A 17072-nucleotide genomic window follows, 5' to 3' on the forward strand; every position below is an offset into this window, starting at 1 on the left:
AGTCCCGATAAGAAAGGTCAGAGCCAGTGCTCGCGGGCCGCATGCCAGGCAAGCTGCATCCTGGTCTGCGCGCCCGCGAGCCGCATCAGGTGGTTGATCCGCCGCTGCACGGTGCGCTGGCTCAGGCCGAGCTGGCTCGCGATCGACTTGTCGGCGACCCCGGCGACCAGCAGCGAGAGCAGGTACAACTCGTCGGCGTCGAGCGGGCACGAGGGCACGGACGCAGGCACCAGGCCCTCACCGGCGATCCGGATCGGCGTGGCCCGCTCCCACTGCCCCTCGAACAGCGCGATCAGCGCCTCCAGCAGGGTGCCGCCGCGCACCACGGCGGCGGTCGGCTCGGTCATCCCGGAGACGTGCTGCACGAGCGGCAGCACGGCCACGCCGCGGTCCGCGATCGCCATCCGGACCGGCAGGTACGGCGCGGAGCGGGCCAGCTCGCCGCGTTCGATGCCGTAGGCGACGTTGGGCACCATCCCGGGCTCTTCGAGCAGCTCCCGCTCGTAGATCACCCGGTAGCGGACGCCGCGCCCGAGGGCGTCCATCTCCTCGGTGTTCTCCTCCGAGGGCATGGCCACGTGACCGGCCCGGCAGAAGCTGACGACCTCGTCGCGCGCGTTGTCCTGGACGTGGCGCATCCGCTCCCGGATCGCGGCCCGGCCGACCACCACCTCGATCATCCGGTCGGCGTCCCTCCGCTGCAGGTTGGCCCGGTGTTCTTCGGCGAGCTGGTCGACCAGCAGCCGCGCCCGGTCGATCGCCTCCTGCTGGCGGGCGAGCCAGGGCCGGAGTGAGACGTCGGGGGCCACCGGCGTGTAGCGCCGCCCGGACGCGTCGCCGACCTCGCGCACCAGCCCCATGTCGACCATCGTGGCGAGCGCCTGGTCCACCGCGTCGCGGCCGACGCCCAGCTCACCGGCCAGCTCGCCCGCGCCGGCCTCGGCCGCCCGCACCAGCAGCCGGTACGCCCGCTCCGCCACTTCGCCAAGCCCGGCCATTTCCAGCATGGAAACCATAGTGACACCAGAAAACCCCGGCCATGTCGGTGATGGCCGGGGCTTGTGAGGCGGTGCCCTGTGGAGCTATGGGGATTCGAACCCCAGACCTCCTCCATGCCATGGAGGCGCGCTACCAACTGCGCCATAGCCCCTTGGTGTGCCCGCCCTCGGACGTCTCTTCGAGGCGGCACGTCGCCCAGTGTATAGGACATCGGGCGTGTGGTCGTAATCGTCGCGCGGCGGGGGTGCCGGTGGAAGCGAACCGTGTTCGCTTGGTGACCGTATCGGCCAGGACTCTGGACAAGCGCCGCTATCCCGACAAGATTGGTGGGATATAAGGCCGCACACGAAGGGGGTTACATGCTCGTCCAGCCCGATCCCACCTTCTATCCATCGGCTCGCGAGGCGATGCGCGGGCCGCGCGAACGGCACGCCTACGTCGCCCTGCTCGACGCGCAGGGCGAGGGGCGGCCGGACGCGCTCGCCACCGTCGACCTCGATCCCTCCTCGCCCGGCTACGGCGCGGTCGCCAACGTGACGGACATGCCGGTCGCGGGCGATGAGCTGCACCACTTCGGGTGGAACGTCTGCAGCGCGGCCCTGTGCCCGTACGCGCCGCACCCGCACGTCGAGCGGAGATACCTGATCGTCCCCGGGCTCAGGTCCTCCCGCGTGTACGTCTTCGACACCAAGCCCGATCCGCTGCGCCCGACCCTGGTCAAGACGATCGAGCCGGCGACCCTGGCCGAGCGGACCGGCTACAGCCGCCCGCACACCGTGCACTGCGGCACCGACGCGATCTACGTCAGCGCGCTCGGCGACGCCGCGGGCGACGCGCCCGGCGGCGTGTTCATGCTGGACCACGACACCTTCGAGCCGCTGGGCCGCTGGGAGGTGGAGCGCGGGCCGCAGCGGCTGCACTACGACTTCTGGTGGCACCTGGGCCACGACACGATGATCACCAGCGAGTGGGGCACCCCGAACATGATCGAGGCGGGCCCCGACCTCAACCTGCTGGTCAACCGCCAGTACGGCCACCGGCTGCACGTCTGGGACCTTCGCAAGCGCGTGCACCTACAGGAGATCGACCTCGGCGACCAGCACCAGATGGCGCTGGAGCTGCGTCCCGCGCACGACCCGACCAAGACCTACGGCTTCGTCAACACCGTCATCAGCGTCGAGGACCTTTCCGCGAACATCTTCACCTGGTACCTGGAAGACGGCGAGTGGAAGGCCAAGAAGGTCATCACGATCCCGGCCGAGCCCGCCGACCCCGCGCTGCTGCCCGAGCCGCTGAAGGGGTTCGGCGCGGTCCCGCCGCTGGTCACCGACATCTCGCTGACCCTCGACGACCGCATCCTGCTGGTCTCCGCGTGGGGCACCGGCGAATTGCTGGCCTACGACGTCTCCGACCCGTTCAACCCGCGTCAGACCGGCTCGGTGCGGATCGGCGGCATCGTCGGGCGCACCGCGCACCCGGGCTCGCCCGGGGTCGCGCGCAACGGCGGCCCGCAGATGGTCGAGACCAGCCGCGACGGGCGGCGGGTCTACTTCACCAACTCGCTCTACCGCTCCTGGGACGACGTCTTCTACCCCGACGGCGTCACGAGCTGGCTGGCCAAGGCCGACCTCGCCGGGGACGGCTCGCTGTCCCTGGACGCCGGTTTCCTGGCCGACTTCGCCGGGGACGGCCGCCGCGCCCACCAGGTACGGCTCCAGGGCGGCGACGCCTCCTCCGACTCCTACTGCTTCCCGTAAACGGCCCGCCGCCCGATGGATCTCACGAGCTGGTTGATCACGGCCGGGCTCGGCGCCTTCCACGGCCTGAACCCGGCCATGGGCTGGCTCTTCGCCGTCGCGCTCGGCCTGCAGGAACGTTCCCGGGCGGCGGTGCTGCGCGCGCTGCCGCCGATCGTGCTCGGCCACGCCGGCCTGGTGCTGCTCACGCTCACCCTGGTCGCCGCGGCCAGGACGGCCGCGCCGCCGAAGTTCGTGTCGTACGGCGTGGCCGGCCTGGTCTGCTGCTTCGGCCTGTGGCGGCTGCTGCGGCGGCGGCATCCCCGCTGGGTCGGCATGCGGGTGACCCGGTGGCAGCTCGCCGGATGGTCGTTCCTGATGGCGGGCGCGCACGGGGCCGGGCTCATGCTGCTGCCGGTCACCCTGCGCGGCCAGGACACCGCCGTGCTCGCGCTGACCGGCCAGGCGCTCGCCTCCACCATGGCGCACACGCTGGCCATGCTCGCGGTCACCACCGGGCTCGCGCTGCTGGTCTATGACCGGCTGGGCGTCGCGGTGCTGCGCAAGGCGTGGTTCAACCTGGATCTGGCCTGGGGGGTGGCGCTCGTCGGCGCGGGGATCTCGGCCGTACTCGTGTGAAGTGGCTTGAACCACCCGCGTCTGGGATACGTCATAGGTCGTGTGCGTCCCTTTATTACGACTACGATCACTGCCGTCGCGCTCGCCGCCGCCGTCGCCGGTTGCGGCGCAGCGCAGAAACCGACTTCCGCGAGCCCGGCCACGTCCGGCCCGGCGAGCCCGTCCGGCCCGGCCGCGCCGACCGGCGACCAGGGCCCTGTCGTGAAGGTGGGTGAGTCCGGCGTGCTGACAGCCGAAGGGGTCAGCCGGGAGGCGGCGCCATCCGACGCCCCTGTCCCGCAGGTCGTACAGGGCATGACGGCCTTCGGCCACGCCCTGCACGCCAAGATCGCGGAGCCCGGCGAGAACACCGTGATCTCGCCGCTGAGCATCGCCTACGCCTACGGGCTGGCCAGAGCGGGCGCGGCGGGTGAGACGGGCGCCCGGATCGACCAGGTGTTCGGCTTCCCCGGCCAGGGCCCGCACACCTCGTTCAACTCGCTCACCGCGGACATCATCACCGTGGACGGCGTACCGCCCAAGCCCGATCGCGGCGAGCGCGACGCCTCGGACGGCGAGCCCGCCGACCCGATCGTGGGCATCGCCAACGGGCTGTTCGCCCAGCACGGCCTGCCGGTCAAGCAGGGCTTCCTGAAGACCGCCAAGTCGCAGTACGACGCCGGCGTGCACGCCGTGGACTTCGCCGGCGACGCCACCAAGACCATCGACAAGTGGGTCACCGAGCAGACCGCCGGACGGATCAACAAGCTGTTCGACAGCCTCGACCCCGACACCAAGCTGGTCCTGGCGAACGCCGTCTACCTCAAGGCGGACTGGGAGAAGCCGTTCACCGCCGAGCCCGCGCAGAAGGCGCCGTTCACGCTGGCCGACGGCTCGCGCAAGACCGTCGAGCTGATGAAGCAGTCCGGCAACTTCCGCTACGCCAAGGGCTCCGGCTGGCAGGCGGTCGAGCTGCCCTACGCCAAGAGCGACCTGGCCATGTGGGTGCTCGTCCCGGACGCGGGCGGCGCCCCCGGCGACCTGCTCAAGGCCGAGACGCTGCAGCAGGTCGGCTCCAACCTCGCCGACACCAGGGTCGGCGTCTTCCTGCCCCGCTGGGACTTCGGCACCGACCTCGACCTGCTGCCGCCGATGTCGGCGCTCGGCCTGGGCGCGGGCGGCGACTTCTCCGGCATCTCCGACGGGCTGACCCTCAAGCAGGCGGTCCACCGGGCCGATATCACCGTTGACGAGCACGGCACGGAGGCCGCCGCGGTCACCGGGCTGGCCTTCCCGGTGTCGGCGGCGCCGGAGGCGGAGACCACGGTCCGCGCCGACCACCCGTTCGCCTTCGCGATCGTGCACAAGAAGACCGGGGCCCCGCTGTTCATGGGCCAGGTCGCAGACCCCGCCAAGAAGTGACCTCAGGGGCATAGGAACAACACGCCCCGGCAATAGGGCGCGGCCGAAATTCGCTTACTCGGCCGCGCCCTTTTCGTACCCTTTTCCGGTCACTGAATGGCCCCCCGGCATCGCCCGATCGACCTCGCCTGCTATCGTTTTGAACCTGTTCAACTGTGGACAGGAGGCGGGCCATGCGCCCTCTGCTCGATGTGATCGTGGCGGCCGGAATGCTGGTCGTCGTTCCGGTGGGACTGCGACTGGCCGGGGTCTCCCGCCTGGCGGCCCGCCTGTGGTGGGCGGGCGCGATTCCCGGGGCGGTGTCGCTCTGGCTGCCCAGGGGCGCGGTGGCGGCGGCGCTCGCGGGGATCTACCTGTGCGCGGCGCTCGTCCTGGCCGCGCAGATCCCCGGGCGGCTGTGGGCCCGTCGTACGGCCAGCGAACTGGCCTTCGCGACGGCGCTGATCACCCCGGCCATCGCGGGCATCGCCCTGCTGGCCGAGCGGGCCGGGCATCCCCTGTGGGGCTTCGACCTCGGCATCCTGGCCCTCACCACCGCCCACTTCCACTACGCGGGGTTCGCCGCCGCGCTGGTGGCCGGGCTGCTGTGCCGTTCGTTCGGCGAGTCGCCGGCCGGGCGGGCGGCGGCGCTGACCGTGCCCGCGGGCACCCTGCTGGTCCTCGGCGGCTACTTCGTCGGCGACCTGGCCGAACTGGCCGGGGCGGTGGTGCTCACCGCGGGCATGTGGACGGTCGCCTGGCTCACGCTGGTACGGTCCCGGGAGGCCGACCGGCTGACGCGCGCGCTGTTCGGCGTCTCGGCGGCCGCGCTGGCGGTGTCCATGATCTTCGCCCTGGCCTGGGCCCTGGGCGAGGCGACCGGCCTGCCGCATCCCACCATCCCCTGGATGATCGCCACCCACGGCGTGGCGAACGCCGCCGGCTTCGCGCTGTGCGGCCTCGCCGCCTGGGCACGGCTGCGTCCACGACAGCCCTGAGAGGTCCGATGCAGGAGTTCACCTATCCCGAAGTCGGCGCGACCCGCGAGGGACGACTGCCGGACGGCTACCACCACATCCGCCACCGGGCCTGCCTCGGCCCCGGCATCACCCTGCGGGCCGCCGCCGACGCCCTGCTCGGCTGGCGGGTGCACCGCAGGCTGCTGCTGCACCCGATCGCGACCGCCCCGCGGGCCGCGCCCGGCGTCACGGTGATCTGCCTGCTGGGCCCGGTGCGCGTGCCGTGCCGGGTGGTGTGGACGGTGGAGGAGGAGGGCCGGGCCGGTTTCGGGTACGGCACGCTGCCGGGCCACCCCGAGATCGGCGAGGAGTCCTTCCTGCTCGAACGGGACGAGGACGGGCTGGTGTGGTTCACCGTCACCGCGTTCGCGCGGCCGGGCGCGTGGTACACCCGCCTGGGCGCTCCGGCGCTGCCGCTGGTCATCGGGATCTTCACGCGCCTCTACACGATGGCATTGCGCTGGGAATCCCGTCGTTCACCTGCTGTGCACAAATAATTGAGCATTTCCCGCGGAATGCCACTAATGCGGAATTCCGCCGGTACCCGAAGGGCGGGAAAAACAAAGAAGGTCTTGTTCTTCGCCCCGTGATGGCAGATGATCGGCGCCATCGGGATTCACCCGGACCGGACGGGGTGATAATCAAATGTTAAATCGTAAAAAGGCGGTTTTGGCAGGGCTCGCGGTCATCGCCTGCGCGGCCACCGCCACCGCGGGGCTGGTGTGGAGCGGGGGCCGGACGACGGGCGCGGGCCCGGCGGTGGCGGCGGACCGCGCCGCGGCCGGCAAGGCGGCCCGGCTCGCGCCGGGCCCGAACGACCCGCTCAGCGCCGACGAACGCCGGCGCGCCATGGAGATCGCCGGCGACGCCGACACCCGCCGCCGCGGCGGCCGTACCGCGCTGCTCTACGTCCAGCGCGACGACGACAAGGCGGCGACCGGCCGCCGGGCCGAGGCGTTCAGCTACGACTACGACGCGGACCGGCTCACCCTGCGGACCATCGACCTGGGCAGCGGCCGGATCGTCGCGACCGAGACCGCGACCGGCGTGCAGCCGCCGCCATCCGACGACGAGGAGCGGGCGGCGGCCGAGCTGCTGCTCGCGGACGCCGAGCTGGGCAAGGGCGTGCGCGAGGAGTTCGAGAAGCGGGCGGGCCGCCCGCTGCGCTCGCCTGACGACCTCCACCTGCGGGGCGTGATCTTCATGCCGCAGCACGTCCACGGCGTGTCCAACGCCCGCGCGGTCGCGTCCTGCGCCGAGCACCGCTGCCTGCGGCTGTTCGTCCGCCTGCCCAAGGGCAAGTGGCTGGACACCAGCCGGATCGTCATCGACCTGTCGGCCCGCGAGATCTACACGATGGAGTGGTGACCATGCGGTCGTTCCGAGCGGCCGTGATCGCCGCGTGCCTGCTGATCGCCCTCCCGCCGGTGGCGGTGCCCGCGCTCGCGGCCGCCGACCCGCCGGCGTGCGCCGCGCCGTACCTCGTGGACCGCACGTTCGACAACGGCGCCCGCTGGCGGCTCTGCTGGGAGATGCGCGAGATCGAGGGCCTGACCCTCACCGACGCCGTCTACACCCCGCGCGGCCACGAGCCGGTGAGCGTGCTGCACAGCGGGCACCTCGCGCAGATCCACGTCCCCTACGACAGCGGCGAGCCGCGTTTCCACGACATGGCGGGCGGGCTCGGGTTCTCCGCGGTGCCGCTGAAGGACGAGGACTGCCCGCAGGGCGAGCGGCGCGAACAGGACGAGGTCCCCGTGCTGTGCGTGCTGCCCGACCAGCCGCGCGGCATCGCCTACCTCAATCCCTCACTCGGCGATGACTCCGGGCGCAGGTCGGCGCAGGGCAAGGCCCTGGTGCTGTTCTCCGCCTTCGAGCTGGGCTGGTACACCTACCTGGTCGAGTGGCGGTTCGCCGACGACGGCTCGATCAACCCAAGGGTCGGCGCGACCGGCTCGCTGCGCGGCAGCGACGGCATCGTGGTCAGCCCCAAGCACGGCTGGCCGATCGGCGTCGGGGCGAGCGACTTCGAAGAGAGCCACCAGCACAACATCTTCTGGCGGCTCGACTTCGACGTCCAGGGTTCGGCGGACGACGTGGTCGAACAGTACGACTTCGCCGGTTCGGGCACGGCCACGCTGGAGATGAAGCGGAAGGTGATCACCAAGGAGGCGGGGATCACGAACAACCGCACCCGGTGGTGGCGGGTCGTCGACAAGACGGTGAAGAACGCCGACGGCCACCCGGCGTCCTGGGAGATCACCAACTCCGACAGCAGCCAGTACCGCGGCCCGGACACCGAGCCGTACAGCCACTCCGACGTCTACGTCACCCAGTACAGCGCGTGCGAGCGGCTGACCGCGGAGAACGCCGAGCCGCCGTGCGAGCTGTCGGTCGACCAGTTCGTCAACGGCCAGACGGTCACCGATCCGGTCGTGTGGGTGAGCGTCGACTACCACCATGTGGCCAGGGACGAGGACCACGACCCGATGCCGGCGCACTGGCAGGGGTTCCACATCCAGCCCCGGGACATAACGGCGAGCAACCCGCATTAAGGGAGGACCCAGGTCCGCCCCGTATCGTCGGCATCGTGATGATGGGGCCGGTACGGGGCGGACTGGTGGCGGTGGCCGCGATCCTCGCGGTCGCCGTGCTCATCGTGGGCCTGGCCTGGGTGTTCCAGCGACGGCTGATCTACCTTCCTGATCCCGCCCCCGTCCCTCCGGCGGCCACGGTGCTGCCGGGCGGGCGCGATGTCACGCTGACCACCGCCGACGGCCTGGAGCTGGGCGCGTGGTCGTTCCCGCCCACCGGCGAACCGCGCGGGGTGACGGTGCTCGTCGCGGGCGGGAACGGCGGCAACCGCGCCTACCGCGCCCCGCTGGCCAGGGCGCTCACCGCGCGCGGCATGTCGGTGCTGCTGATGGACTACCGGGGCTACGGCGGCAACCCGGGCACGCCCACCGAGGAAGGGCTGGCGCTCGACGTACAGGCGGCCGGGCGGCACCTGGCCGGGTCGGGCGAGCGGCTGATCTACTTCGGGGAGAGCCTGGGGGCCGCCGTGGTGACCCGGCTGGCCGCCGCGCACCCGCCCGCCGGGCTGGTGCTGCGCTCGCCGTTCACCGACCTGGCCGCGGCGGGCCGGATCGCCTACCCGTTCCTGCCGGTCGCGTCGCTGCTGAAGGACCGCTTCCCGGTCGCGGCCACGCTCCCCAGCGTGCGCGAGCCCACCGTCGTCGTGTACGGCACGCGCGACACGATCGTTCCCGCCGAGCTGAGCCGGAAGGTCGCCACGGCCTCCCCCGCGCTGCTGGCCTCGGTCGAGGTCGCCGGAGCCGGGCACAACGACGCCGTGCTCCTGGACGGGCCGCAGCTCATCAGTGCCGTGACCGCGCTCGCCGACCGGGTGGCCCCGCGTACGCGCTGACGGCTCCTGTCCCACCTCGCCCCTATATTGAGCCTCATGTTGGAAACGTCCGCGCGGTTGCTCCGGCTGCTCTCGCTGTTGCAGGCCAGGCGCGAGTGGCCGGGCGCCGAGCTGGCCGAACGGCTCGGCGTGAGCACGCGGACGATCCGCCGCGACGTCGATCGGCTGCGCGAGCTGGGCTACCCGGTGCACACCACGATGGGCATCGCGGGCGGCTACCGGCTCGGCGCGGGGGCGGCGCTGCCGCCGCTGCTGCTGGACGACGACGAGGCGGTGGCGGTGGCCGTCGGGCTGCGCACGGCCGCGGGCGGCACGGTCTCCGGCATCGAGGAGAACTCCCTGCGCGCCCTGGCCAAGCTGGAGCAGGTGCTGCCGTCCCGGCTGCGGCACCGGATCAACGCGCTGCACTCGGCGACCGTCCCGGTGCCGGGGGCGGGCCCGACCGTCGACTCCGCCGTGCTCAGCGCGATCGCCGCGGCCTGCCGCGATCATGAGCGGCTGCGCTTCGACTACCTCGACCACGAGGGCGCGGCGAGCGTCCGGGTGACCGAGCCGCACCGCATGGTGAACTGGGGCCGCCGCTGGTATCTGGTGGCCTGGGACGTCGAGCGGGACGACTGGCGCACCTTCCGGGTGGACCGGATCAGGCCGCGGGTGCCCACCGGGCCCCGGTTCGAGCCGCGCGAGCCGCCGGAGGGCGATGTCGCCGCGTACGTCTCCCGGCGGCTGTCGGCCGACATGTGGCCCTACCGTGCGCGGCTCGTCATGCACGCCCCGGCCGAGCGGCTGGCCCGGTGGATCTCCCCCGCCGACGGCCGGCTGCGGCCGATCGACGACCAGACCTGCGAGCTGGACATCGGCAGCGAGTCACTGGCCATGCTGGCCGGTTTCCTGATCATGCTGGACGTCGACTTCGTCGTAAAAGATCCCCCTGAGCTGCGCGAACACCTGCGCCTACTGGCGGCGCGCACCACGGCCGCGGCCCTCGGGCCCGCCCGCGACACCAAGGAGTGAACCCCGTTTTGATCGTCGTTCCCGACGCCCTGGCCGCCATGCACGAGAAGCTCTTCAGCGACCAGGGCCGCGCGTGGATCGCGGACCTGCCCCGGCTCGCGGAGGAGTACCTGCTGCGCTGGGACCTCACCCCCGACGGCCCGTCCCGGCACGGCTGGGTGGGCCTGGTCCTCCCGGTACGCCGGAGCGACGGCACGCCCGCCGCGCTGAAGCTCCAGCCGGTGGACGAGGAGACCGAGACCGAGCCGGTCGGGCTGCGCCTGTGGAACGGGCGCGGCGCCGTGCACCTGCTGGACCACGACCCGGCCACCGGCACGATGCTGCTGGAACGCCTGGACGCGGACCGCTCGCTGGCCGACGTGCCCGACGAGACCGAGGCCCTGACGATCCTGTCCGGGCTGCTCGCCCGGCTGACCGCGATGCCCGCCCCGGCCGGGCTGCGCACGCTGGCCGACATCGCCGGCCGCATGGTCCAGGACGCGCCGGAGGCGGTGACCCGCCTGTCCGACCCCGGCGACCGTGACCTGCTGCGACACTGCGCGGGCGTGGTCGCCGACCTGCTGCCCGAACCCGGCGACCGCATGCTGCACTGGGACCTGCATTATGAGAACGTCCTGGCCGGGGAGCGCGAGCCGTGGCTGGCCATCGACCCCAAGCCGCTGGCCGGCGACCCGTGTTTCGACCTGATGCCCGCGCTGGACAACCGCTGGGAGGAGATCGTCGCCACCGGCGACGTGGCCAGGGCGGTGCGGCGCAGGTTCGACCTGATGACCGAGGTGGTGGGGCTGCCCAGGCAGCGCGCCGCGGGCTGGACGCTCGGCCGGGTGCTGCAGAACGTGCTGTGGGACATCGAGGACGGCGAAACCCGGATCTCCGGGCCGCAGTTCGCGATCGGCGACGCGCTGCGCGGGCTAACGTGATGAGCGTGTCCACCAGGCTGGTCAACCTCGTCATCGACGCCGCCGACCCACAGCGGCTCGCCGCGTTCTGGGCGGGCCTGCTCGGCTGGCGGATCGCGCTCACCGACCCCGGCGAGGTCGTCGTGCGGGCCCCCGCGGGCGACGGCTGGGACCTCGACATCTGCTTCGTGCCGGTGCGGGAGCCGAAGACCGTGCAGAACCGGATCCATCTCGACCTGGCCAGTGCCACCGCGCGGGCCCAGGCCGAACGGGTGGCCGCGGCGCGCGGGCTGGGCGCCCGGCCGGTGGACATCGGCCAGGGCGACGTGCCCTGGGAGGTGCTGGCCGACCCGGAGGGCAACGAGTTCTGCGTGCTGGAGCCGCGGCCGATCTACCAGAACTGCGGGGCGGTCGCGGCCATCGTGTACGCCGCCGCCGATCCGGGGCGCCTGGCGTCGTTCTGGGCGGAGGCCGGCGGATGGCGGCCGGCCCGCACGTCGGCGCCGTTCCCCGCGCTGCGCGCTCCGGCCGGGGTGGGGCCGTGGCTGGAGTTCGTGCCCGCGGGTGAGCCCGCGCCGGTGAAGAACCGGCTGCACCTCGACGTCGCGCCGCCCCAGGGCGGCGACCACGGCCACGCGGCGGAGTGGCTGATCGGCCTGGGCGCGCGCCGGGCCGACGTGGGGCAGGGCGACGCGCCGTGGCACGTACTGACCGATCCCGAGGGCAACGAGTTCTGCGTGCTCGGCCCGCGCGACCACCCCCCGCGTTAGCATGCCGCTACTGATCGCCGCCGTGTTCGCGCTCACCTGGTGGCTCGGCCTCTACGTGCTCGGCGGCGACCCCGGCGAGCGCGGCGCCCGCCGAGCCGGGTTCGGCCTGCTCGCCTACGCCGCCGCGCTGGCCACCGGGCAGATCCGCACGCTGATGCTGCCCTCCCCCGTCGCGCTGGACGCGCTCCAGACGGCGCTGACCTTCCTGCCCGCGCTGCTGTGGACCGGCGCGGTGCTCACCCTCGTCCCGGACACCGGGCGGCTGGACCGGATCTGGTCGCGCGGCCTGGTCCCCGTCACGCTGGCCGCGATCGGCTGGGCGGCGGTCGCGGGCGGCGCGTCCCGGGCGGCGCTCGGCGCGCTGCTGCTGGTGCCGCTGGCCGGGGCGCTGGTGCTGCTGGTGCGGGCGGGTCCGGAGCGGATCGGCTGGCTGGCGGCGGTGGCCACGCTGTTCTTCGGCCTGGGCACCGCGCTGTTGCTGACCTCCCTCTCCGGTCCGCCCGGCCTGCTCGCCGCGCTCGCGATCGACGTGGACATGGCCCTGCTGGGCGTGGCCATCGCGATGGCCGGGGCCTTCCGGGCGGGCGAGGCGCTCTGGCGGGACATGGCGCGTTCGGCGCTGGGCGCGGTCGTCGTGGCCGCCGCCACCGGCGGCCAGGTGGCCATCGCGGTCGCGCTCGGCGGGGCCACCCCGGCGCTGGCCGCACTGCTGTACGGCGTTCTCGCGGTGGCGGTCACCGTGCAGACGATGGCCGGTCCGCTGCACCGCGCGCTCGACCGGATCGCCTTCGCCCGCGATCCCGCCATCCGCCGCGAACGCGCCCAGCTCCGCGACACCGCCGAGGCGCTGCCGCGCCGCGAGGAAGGGCCGCCGCCGCTGGACGACGCGGAGTTCGTCCGGCTCACCCGCCGGGCGCTGGCCAACTACGGCGACCTCGGCAAGCTGGCCAGCAGCCCGCTGGCGAGCCTGCCGCTGATCGACGAGCGGGTGTCCGGTGACATCCCGCTGGAGCGGGCCGCCGAGCTGAAGCACCTGCTGCTGGAGAGCATCCAGCGGCTCAAGCCGCGCGACGGGGAGTTCGGCACCAGCGAGGAGTGGCGGTTCTACAACGTCCTGTACTTCCCGTACGTACGCGGGCTGCGCCCCTACCGGCGCGGCGCGGGACGCCAGGGGCTGAACGCGTTGGACCGGCAGGCGTTCGACTGGTTCGCCCGGGAAGTTCCCGAACGTACGTGCTACAACTGGCAGAACGCGGCGGCCAAACTTGTGGCGGATGATCTTCGCAGCGCGGATCGGCAGTGAATGGCAGTGGAATGTCTGCAGGTGGCAGTGCCTAACGCGATGTGCTGAAGCCATCGCATCCACCTGATGTCAGGAGATATCCGATGGCCACCACGACCGCCCTCGCCGCCCCCGCTCCCCTGCTGCGCCGCGTGCTGCAGACCGACACCGTGCTCACCGGAGGCTTCGCGGTCCTGCTCGCGGTGGCCGCCGGGCCGATCGCCGGGCTGACCGGACTGCCGGAGCCGATGCTGCGCTGGGCCGGCATCGGGCTGCTGCCGGTCACCGCGTTCATCGCCTTCCTGGCGACCCGGCGCACCCCGCCGCGCGCCGCCGTGTGGACGCTGATCGCGATCAACGCGCTGTGGGCGGTGGACAGCATCGCGCTGCTGTTCACCGGCTGGATCGACCCCAACCCGCTGGGCGTGGCCTTCTGGGCGGGGCAGGCGGTGCTGGTGGGGATCTTCGCCGAGCTTCAGTACCTGGGGCTGCGCCGGAGCTGAGTTCCATCACGGGAGGGCGGTCCGCCGGGGAATCCCCCGGCGGACTACTCTGTCGAGATGAAGATCGACGTCGCCCTGCCCGTCCGCGCCGCGCTCGGCGAGGGGCCCACCTGGCATCATGACCGGCTTATCTGGGTGGACATCCCGGCCTGCGAGGTGCATGAGTACATCCCGGCGAGCGGCACGGACTCGGTGCGCGAGGTGCCCCAGCACGTCGGCGCGGCCAAGCCGCGCGCGGGCGGCGGCCTGGTGGTCAACCTGCGCGACGGCGCCGGGCTGCTGGAGCCCGGCGGCGGCTTTCGCTGGCTGGCCGAATGGGCCGTCGAGGGCAGGCGCGGCAACGACGCGGGCGTGGACCCGCACGGCAATCTGTGGGCGGGCACGCTCAGCTACGGCGGGGGCGGCGGCTCACTGTACCGGGTGACCCCGGACGGGGAGGTCGTGACCTTCCTCGACCGGGTGGGCACCAGCAACGGCATCGCCTGGAGCCCCGACGGCGCGCTGATGTACTACGTGGACACCGACACCGGCCGCATCGACGTCTTCGACACCGACCCCGGCGGCGGCCTGCCGCACGGCCGCCGGACCTTCGCCGAGATCGACCGCGGGCTGCCCGACGGCATCACGGTGGACGCCGACGGGTGTGTCTGGGTGGCCCTGTGGGACGGCGCCGCCGTCCGCAGGTACACGCCGGGCGGCCACCTGGACCGGGAGCTTGAGGTCCCGGTCAGCAGGCCCACCGCGTGCGCCTTCGGCGGCCCCGGCCTCACCGACCTCTACATCACGAGCGCCACCGAGGGCCTGCCGGAGGCCACGCTCGCGGCCGAGCCGCTGTCCGGGGCGCTGCTGGTGGTGCCCGGGGCAGGGATCGGCCTGCCCGGTACGCCGTTCGCGGGCTGAGTCACCCACCTGAGTCACCCACCTGAGTCACTCACCTGGGCCGCCCGCCCGGGTCAGCTCCCCACGGTCGTGCGCATGGTCAGCTCCGCGCCGTCGGTGGACAGGTCGAGCGTCACATCGACGGCCTTGAGCAGGCCGGTGCCGGTCAGGTGGGTGCCGCCGCAGGGGATCGCGGCCTCGCCCTCGGGGAGCGCGCAGCGCCACGTACGCCGGGCCGCGAGGTCCGGCCCCGGCGCGTCGATCCGCACCGGGGCGTCCGCGGCGATCCACTCGGTCAGCCGCTCGCCCACCTGCTTGGCGATGCCGGGCAGGTCGTCGGACAGCCCCTCGGTGGTGAAGCCCTTCTTGCGCAGCGACTTGCCCAGGCGGTAGACGTCCAGGCTGCCGTGGGGCAGGATCCGGGAGGAACTGATCGCCGCCTGGTCGAAGTCGGGGCTGCCCAGGCCGTCGGCGGGCGCGGGCTTGCGCCAGCGGCCGGCGAACACGGCGTTGAGGGCGAGCGCCGTCAGGTGGCAGGCGGTGTGCCCGGCGGACAGCGCCGCGCGGGTGTCCGGCTCGACGGCGAGCGCGGCGGTCTCGCCGATGCCCCCGACCGGCTCGCCGGTCAGGTGGACGACCAGCCAGTGCCAGCCGGGGTCGCCGCGCCGGACGGGGATCTCGTGGCCGAGGTAGAGGGTGGTCCCGCCGTGCTCGACCGCGCCGGTGACGCAGTCGGTCACCGGCACGCCGTTGATCGTGCCCGTGTCGGCGGGCTGGTCGGGCCAGGTGTGGTCGAGCGGATGAAACGGTGTCTCGGTCACCACGACACCGTGCCCGCCGTTGCGGCGGAGGGTCGCGACGATCGGCGAGCTACCGGCGAGCGCCCCCGAGGGATAGGTCACTCTCGTCGATCCGGCGATGTTCATGGTCTCCATGCTGCCGTACGCGGTCGCGCTCGTCTTCCAGGTAACGGTCGGCTCCGGCGTACCAGCCGGTGCCGACCTGCACCGCGACGACGCCGATCAGCAGCAGGAACGGCAGGGTCCAGCCGCCGGTGGCCGCGTACATGACGCCGACGATCAACGGCCCGGCTCCGGCGATCAGGTAGCCGGCGCTCTGGCCGAAGGCCGACAGGGCGGCGGTGGCCTCGGCGCTGCGGGTGCGCAGCGCGAGCATGGTCAGCGCGAGCGGGAACGAGCCCATGCCCAGGCCCACCGCGATCACCCAGAGCCACGCGGTGCCGGACGGGGCGAGCCAGAGCCCGGCGAAGCCCACCAGATACAGCACGGCCAGTCCGATGACCAGCGGGCGCTGGTTGGAAAACCGCGCGGTGAGGGCCGGGACGACGATGGCGACCGGGATGCCGAGGGCGGTGAAGGCGGCGAGCATGAACCCCGCCTGCCCGGTCGTGTAGCCCAGGTCGATGAGGATCTGCGGCAGCCAGCCGAACATGATGTAGGCCACCATCGACTGGGTGCCGAAGTAGGCGGCGACCGCCCAGGCCAGGCGATTGCGGACGAGCGCGCGCGGGCCGAGGTCGCTTGCGCCGGCGTCGCGCGCGGGCTCGCTGCGCAGCAGCATCAGCCACGGCAGCGCGGACACGGCCGCCAGCGCGGCCCAGACGCCGAGCGCGACGTGCCAGTCGCCGTTCGCGGCCTGCTCGATGGGCACGGTCGCGGCGGCGGCGAGCATGGTGCCCACGGCGAGGGCGGTGGTGTAGACGGTCGTCATCGTGCCCGCGCGGCGCGGGAAGTGGCGCTTGATCAGGGTCGGGATCAGCACGTTGCCGACGGCCCCGCCGGACAGCGCCACCGCGCTGCTGAACAGGAAGATCACCGCCGAGTCCACCATGGCCCTGGTGAGCAGGCCCGCGCCGAGCGCGAGCAGGGCGAGCAGCAGCAGCCGGTGCTCACCGATGCGGCGGGCGATGGCGGGCGTGATGACGCCGACCGTGGCGAAGCAGAGCACGGGTAGTGTGGTGAGCAGGCCGGTCGTCACGCCGGACATCCCGAGCGCGGTGGCGATCCGGTCCAGCAGGGGGCCGACGCTGGTGACGGCGGTGCGGAGGTTCAGCGCGGCCAGCACGATCCCTGCCACCAGCAGCCATGCCAGCGGTCCGCCACGTCCTCTTGTTTCGGGGGCGAGCACGGTCATGCGGCGTCACATCCTCCCTGAAAAGTGATGGGGATCATCGAATCATGGGATGAATCAATGACCCCTACGCTAACAGGAGTGATTGCGTCTTTAGTTCCTGTACGCCCGTGACGTTGGGCACAGCTAGCCCCGTTTTCCGCACGTGAGTGATCTTCAGCGGAGGTCTCGTGGATCGATGTCGAGGAGGTCCAGGAGATCGAGTTGGAGATCGGTGGGGTGCGGGATGATCGGGGGTGATTGGCCGGTGCCCGGGATCAGCCGGATACCGGCCAGCGCGTCGAGGATGAGCTTGCCGGTGGGCACGGCGGGCCGTCCGGCGTACAAGCCGTCCATCTTGGCCTGGCCGCGAGCCGCCAGGGCGTGGCGGACCT

At 72.6% G+C, this 17072-nt stretch carries 18 protein-coding genes and 1 tRNA gene; 14 read left to right on the top strand and 5 right to left on the bottom strand.

Annotation, left to right across the window (positions count from 1 at the left end; genetic code table 11):
• Positions 1-17: 17 nt before the first annotated feature.
• Both DP939_RS14165 and DP939_RS14170 read right to left on the bottom strand, forming a co-directional pair.
• On the bottom strand, positions 18-1007 hold the full coding sequence (locus DP939_RS14165; protein ID WP_113981114.1) for a helix-turn-helix domain-containing protein: 990 nt from the start codon (positions 1005-1007) through the stop codon (positions 18-20).
• 70 nt (positions 1008-1077) lie between these two features.
• A tRNA-Ala gene (locus DP939_RS14170) sits at positions 1078-1150 on the bottom strand.
• 208 nt (positions 1151-1358) lie between these two features.
• Here DP939_RS14170 and DP939_RS14175 point away from each other — a divergent pair.
• The 14 genes from DP939_RS14175 (at position 1359) to DP939_RS14245 (ending at position 14568) form a co-directional block, all read left to right on the top strand.
• On the top strand, positions 1359-2756 hold the full coding sequence (locus tag DP939_RS14175; RefSeq protein ID WP_113981115.1) for a selenium-binding protein SBP56-related protein: 1398 nt from the start codon (positions 1359-1361) through the stop codon (positions 2754-2756).
• Positions 2757-2771: 15 nt separating this feature from the next.
• Positions 2772-3374 (top strand): hypothetical protein, encoded by a 603-nt coding sequence (locus DP939_RS14180; RefSeq protein WP_113981116.1) that lies wholly within the window; start codon positions 2772-2774, stop codon positions 3372-3374.
• Between the two features lie 222 nt (positions 3375-3596).
• Positions 3597-4775, top strand: coding sequence for a serpin family protein (locus DP939_RS14185; RefSeq protein ID WP_147267989.1), 1179 nt, complete (start codon positions 3597-3599; stop codon positions 4773-4775).
• A gap of 173 nt (positions 4776-4948) precedes the next feature.
• Positions 4949-5752 carry a YndJ family protein gene (locus tag DP939_RS14190; protein ID WP_113981118.1) on the top strand — a complete coding sequence of 268 codons (804 nt, stop codon included), beginning with the start codon at positions 4949-4951 and terminating at the stop codon, positions 5750-5752.
• Between the two features lie 8 nt (positions 5753-5760).
• On the top strand, positions 5761-6270 hold the full coding sequence (locus DP939_RS14195; RefSeq protein ID WP_113981119.1) for a DUF1990 family protein: 510 nt from the start codon (positions 5761-5763) through the stop codon (positions 6268-6270).
• Positions 6271-6442: 172 nt separating this feature from the next.
• Complete coding sequence (locus DP939_RS14200; protein WP_113981120.1) at positions 6443-7141, top strand: hypothetical protein; 699 nt, start codon at positions 6443-6445, stop codon at positions 7139-7141.
• A gap of 2 nt (positions 7142-7143) precedes the next feature.
• A complete protein-coding gene (locus tag DP939_RS14205) occupies positions 7144-8328 on the top strand; it encodes a copper amine oxidase (RefSeq protein WP_113981121.1) in 1185 nt (394 codons plus the stop codon).
• Between the two features lie 38 nt (positions 8329-8366).
• Positions 8367-9200: an alpha/beta hydrolase gene (locus DP939_RS14210; RefSeq protein ID WP_225878250.1), complete on the top strand. Its 834-nt coding sequence runs from the start codon at positions 8367-8369 to the stop codon at positions 9198-9200.
• 36 nt (positions 9201-9236) lie between these two features.
• Entirely contained in the window at positions 9237-10214 is a 978-nt protein-coding gene (locus DP939_RS46960; protein WP_199565152.1) for a helix-turn-helix transcriptional regulator, read from the top strand.
• A gap of 38 nt (positions 10215-10252) precedes the next feature.
• On the top strand, positions 10253-11134 hold the full coding sequence (locus DP939_RS14225) for an aminoglycoside phosphotransferase family protein (RefSeq protein ID WP_113981183.1): 882 nt from the start codon (positions 10253-10255) through the stop codon (positions 11132-11134).
• Between the two features lie 5 nt (positions 11135-11139).
• Positions 11140-11883, top strand: coding sequence for a VOC family protein (locus DP939_RS14230; protein ID WP_113981184.1), 744 nt, complete (start codon positions 11140-11142; stop codon positions 11881-11883).
• Between the two features lies 1 nt (position 11884).
• Positions 11885-13186 carry a hypothetical protein gene (locus DP939_RS14235; protein WP_113981123.1) on the top strand — a complete coding sequence of 434 codons (1302 nt, stop codon included), beginning with the start codon at positions 11885-11887 and terminating at the stop codon, positions 13184-13186.
• An 83-nt stretch (positions 13187-13269) separates the two neighbouring features.
• Positions 13270-13668, top strand: coding sequence for a hypothetical protein (locus DP939_RS14240; protein ID WP_113981124.1), 399 nt, complete (start codon positions 13270-13272; stop codon positions 13666-13668).
• A 57-nt stretch (positions 13669-13725) separates the two neighbouring features.
• The gene (locus tag DP939_RS14245) at positions 13726-14568 is read left to right on the top strand and encodes an SMP-30/gluconolactonase/LRE family protein (protein ID WP_113981125.1); all 843 of its coding nucleotides are present in this window, start codon (positions 13726-13728) and stop codon (positions 14566-14568) included.
• Positions 14569-14621: 53 nt separating this feature from the next.
• Here DP939_RS14245 and DP939_RS14250 read toward each other — a convergent pair whose 3' ends face one another.
• The 3 genes from DP939_RS14250 to DP939_RS46170 all read right to left on the bottom strand — a co-directional run.
• Positions 14622-15473: an alanyl-tRNA editing protein gene (locus DP939_RS14250; protein WP_113981126.1), complete on the bottom strand. Its 852-nt coding sequence runs from the start codon at positions 15471-15473 to the stop codon at positions 14622-14624.
• Complete coding sequence (locus DP939_RS14255) at positions 15418-16701, bottom strand: CynX/NimT family MFS transporter (RefSeq protein WP_113981127.1); 1284 nt, start codon at positions 16699-16701, stop codon at positions 15418-15420. Before DP939_RS14255 ends, DP939_RS14250 begins: the two co-directional genes overlap by 56 nt.
• 153 nt (positions 16702-16854) lie before the next feature.
• On the bottom strand, positions 16855-17072 hold a 218-nt coding region (locus DP939_RS46170; protein WP_199565154.1), incomplete at its 5' end, for a hypothetical protein.

Origin of the sequence: Spongiactinospora rosea (assembly GCF_003315795.1) — a bacterium.
Classification (GTDB): domain Bacteria; phylum Actinomycetota; class Actinomycetes; order Streptosporangiales; family Streptosporangiaceae; genus Spongiactinospora; species Spongiactinospora rosea.

Bases quoted from the DNA above. Each gene is read 5' to 3' on its own strand.
- DP939_RS14165 (WP_113981114.1), bottom strand. From the start codon at position 1,007: ATGCTGGAAATGGCCGGGCTTGGCGAAGTGGCGGAGCGGGCGTACCGG.
- DP939_RS14175 (WP_113981115.1), top strand. From the start codon at position 1,359: ATGCTCGTCCAGCCCGATCCCACCTTCTATCCATCGGCTCGCGAGGCG.
- DP939_RS14180 (WP_113981116.1), top strand. From the start codon at position 2,772: ATGGATCTCACGAGCTGGTTGATCACGGCCGGGCTCGGCGCCTTCCAC.
- DP939_RS14190 (WP_113981118.1), top strand. From the start codon at position 4,949: ATGCGCCCTCTGCTCGATGTGATCGTGGCGGCCGGAATGCTGGTCGTC.
- DP939_RS14195 (WP_113981119.1), top strand. From the start codon at position 5,761: ATGCAGGAGTTCACCTATCCCGAAGTCGGCGCGACCCGCGAGGGACGA.
- DP939_RS14205 (WP_113981121.1), top strand. From the start codon at position 7,144: ATGCGGTCGTTCCGAGCGGCCGTGATCGCCGCGTGCCTGCTGATCGCC.
- DP939_RS14210 (WP_225878250.1), top strand. From the start codon at position 8,367: ATGATGGGGCCGGTACGGGGCGGACTGGTGGCGGTGGCCGCGATCCTC.
- DP939_RS46960 (WP_199565152.1), top strand. From the start codon at position 9,237: ATGTTGGAAACGTCCGCGCGGTTGCTCCGGCTGCTCTCGCTGTTGCAG.
- DP939_RS14225 (WP_113981183.1), top strand. From the start codon at position 10,253: ATGCACGAGAAGCTCTTCAGCGACCAGGGCCGCGCGTGGATCGCGGAC.
- DP939_RS14235 (WP_113981123.1), top strand. From the start codon at position 11,885: ATGCCGCTACTGATCGCCGCCGTGTTCGCGCTCACCTGGTGGCTCGGC.
- DP939_RS14240 (WP_113981124.1), top strand. From the start codon at position 13,270: ATGGCCACCACGACCGCCCTCGCCGCCCCCGCTCCCCTGCTGCGCCGC.
- DP939_RS14245 (WP_113981125.1), top strand. From the start codon at position 13,726: ATGAAGATCGACGTCGCCCTGCCCGTCCGCGCCGCGCTCGGCGAGGGG.
- DP939_RS14250 (WP_113981126.1), bottom strand. From the start codon at position 15,473: ATGAACATCGCCGGATCGACGAGAGTGACCTATCCCTCGGGGGCGCTC.
- DP939_RS14255 (WP_113981127.1), bottom strand. From the start codon at position 16,701: ATGACCGTGCTCGCCCCCGAAACAAGAGGACGTGGCGGACCGCTGGCA.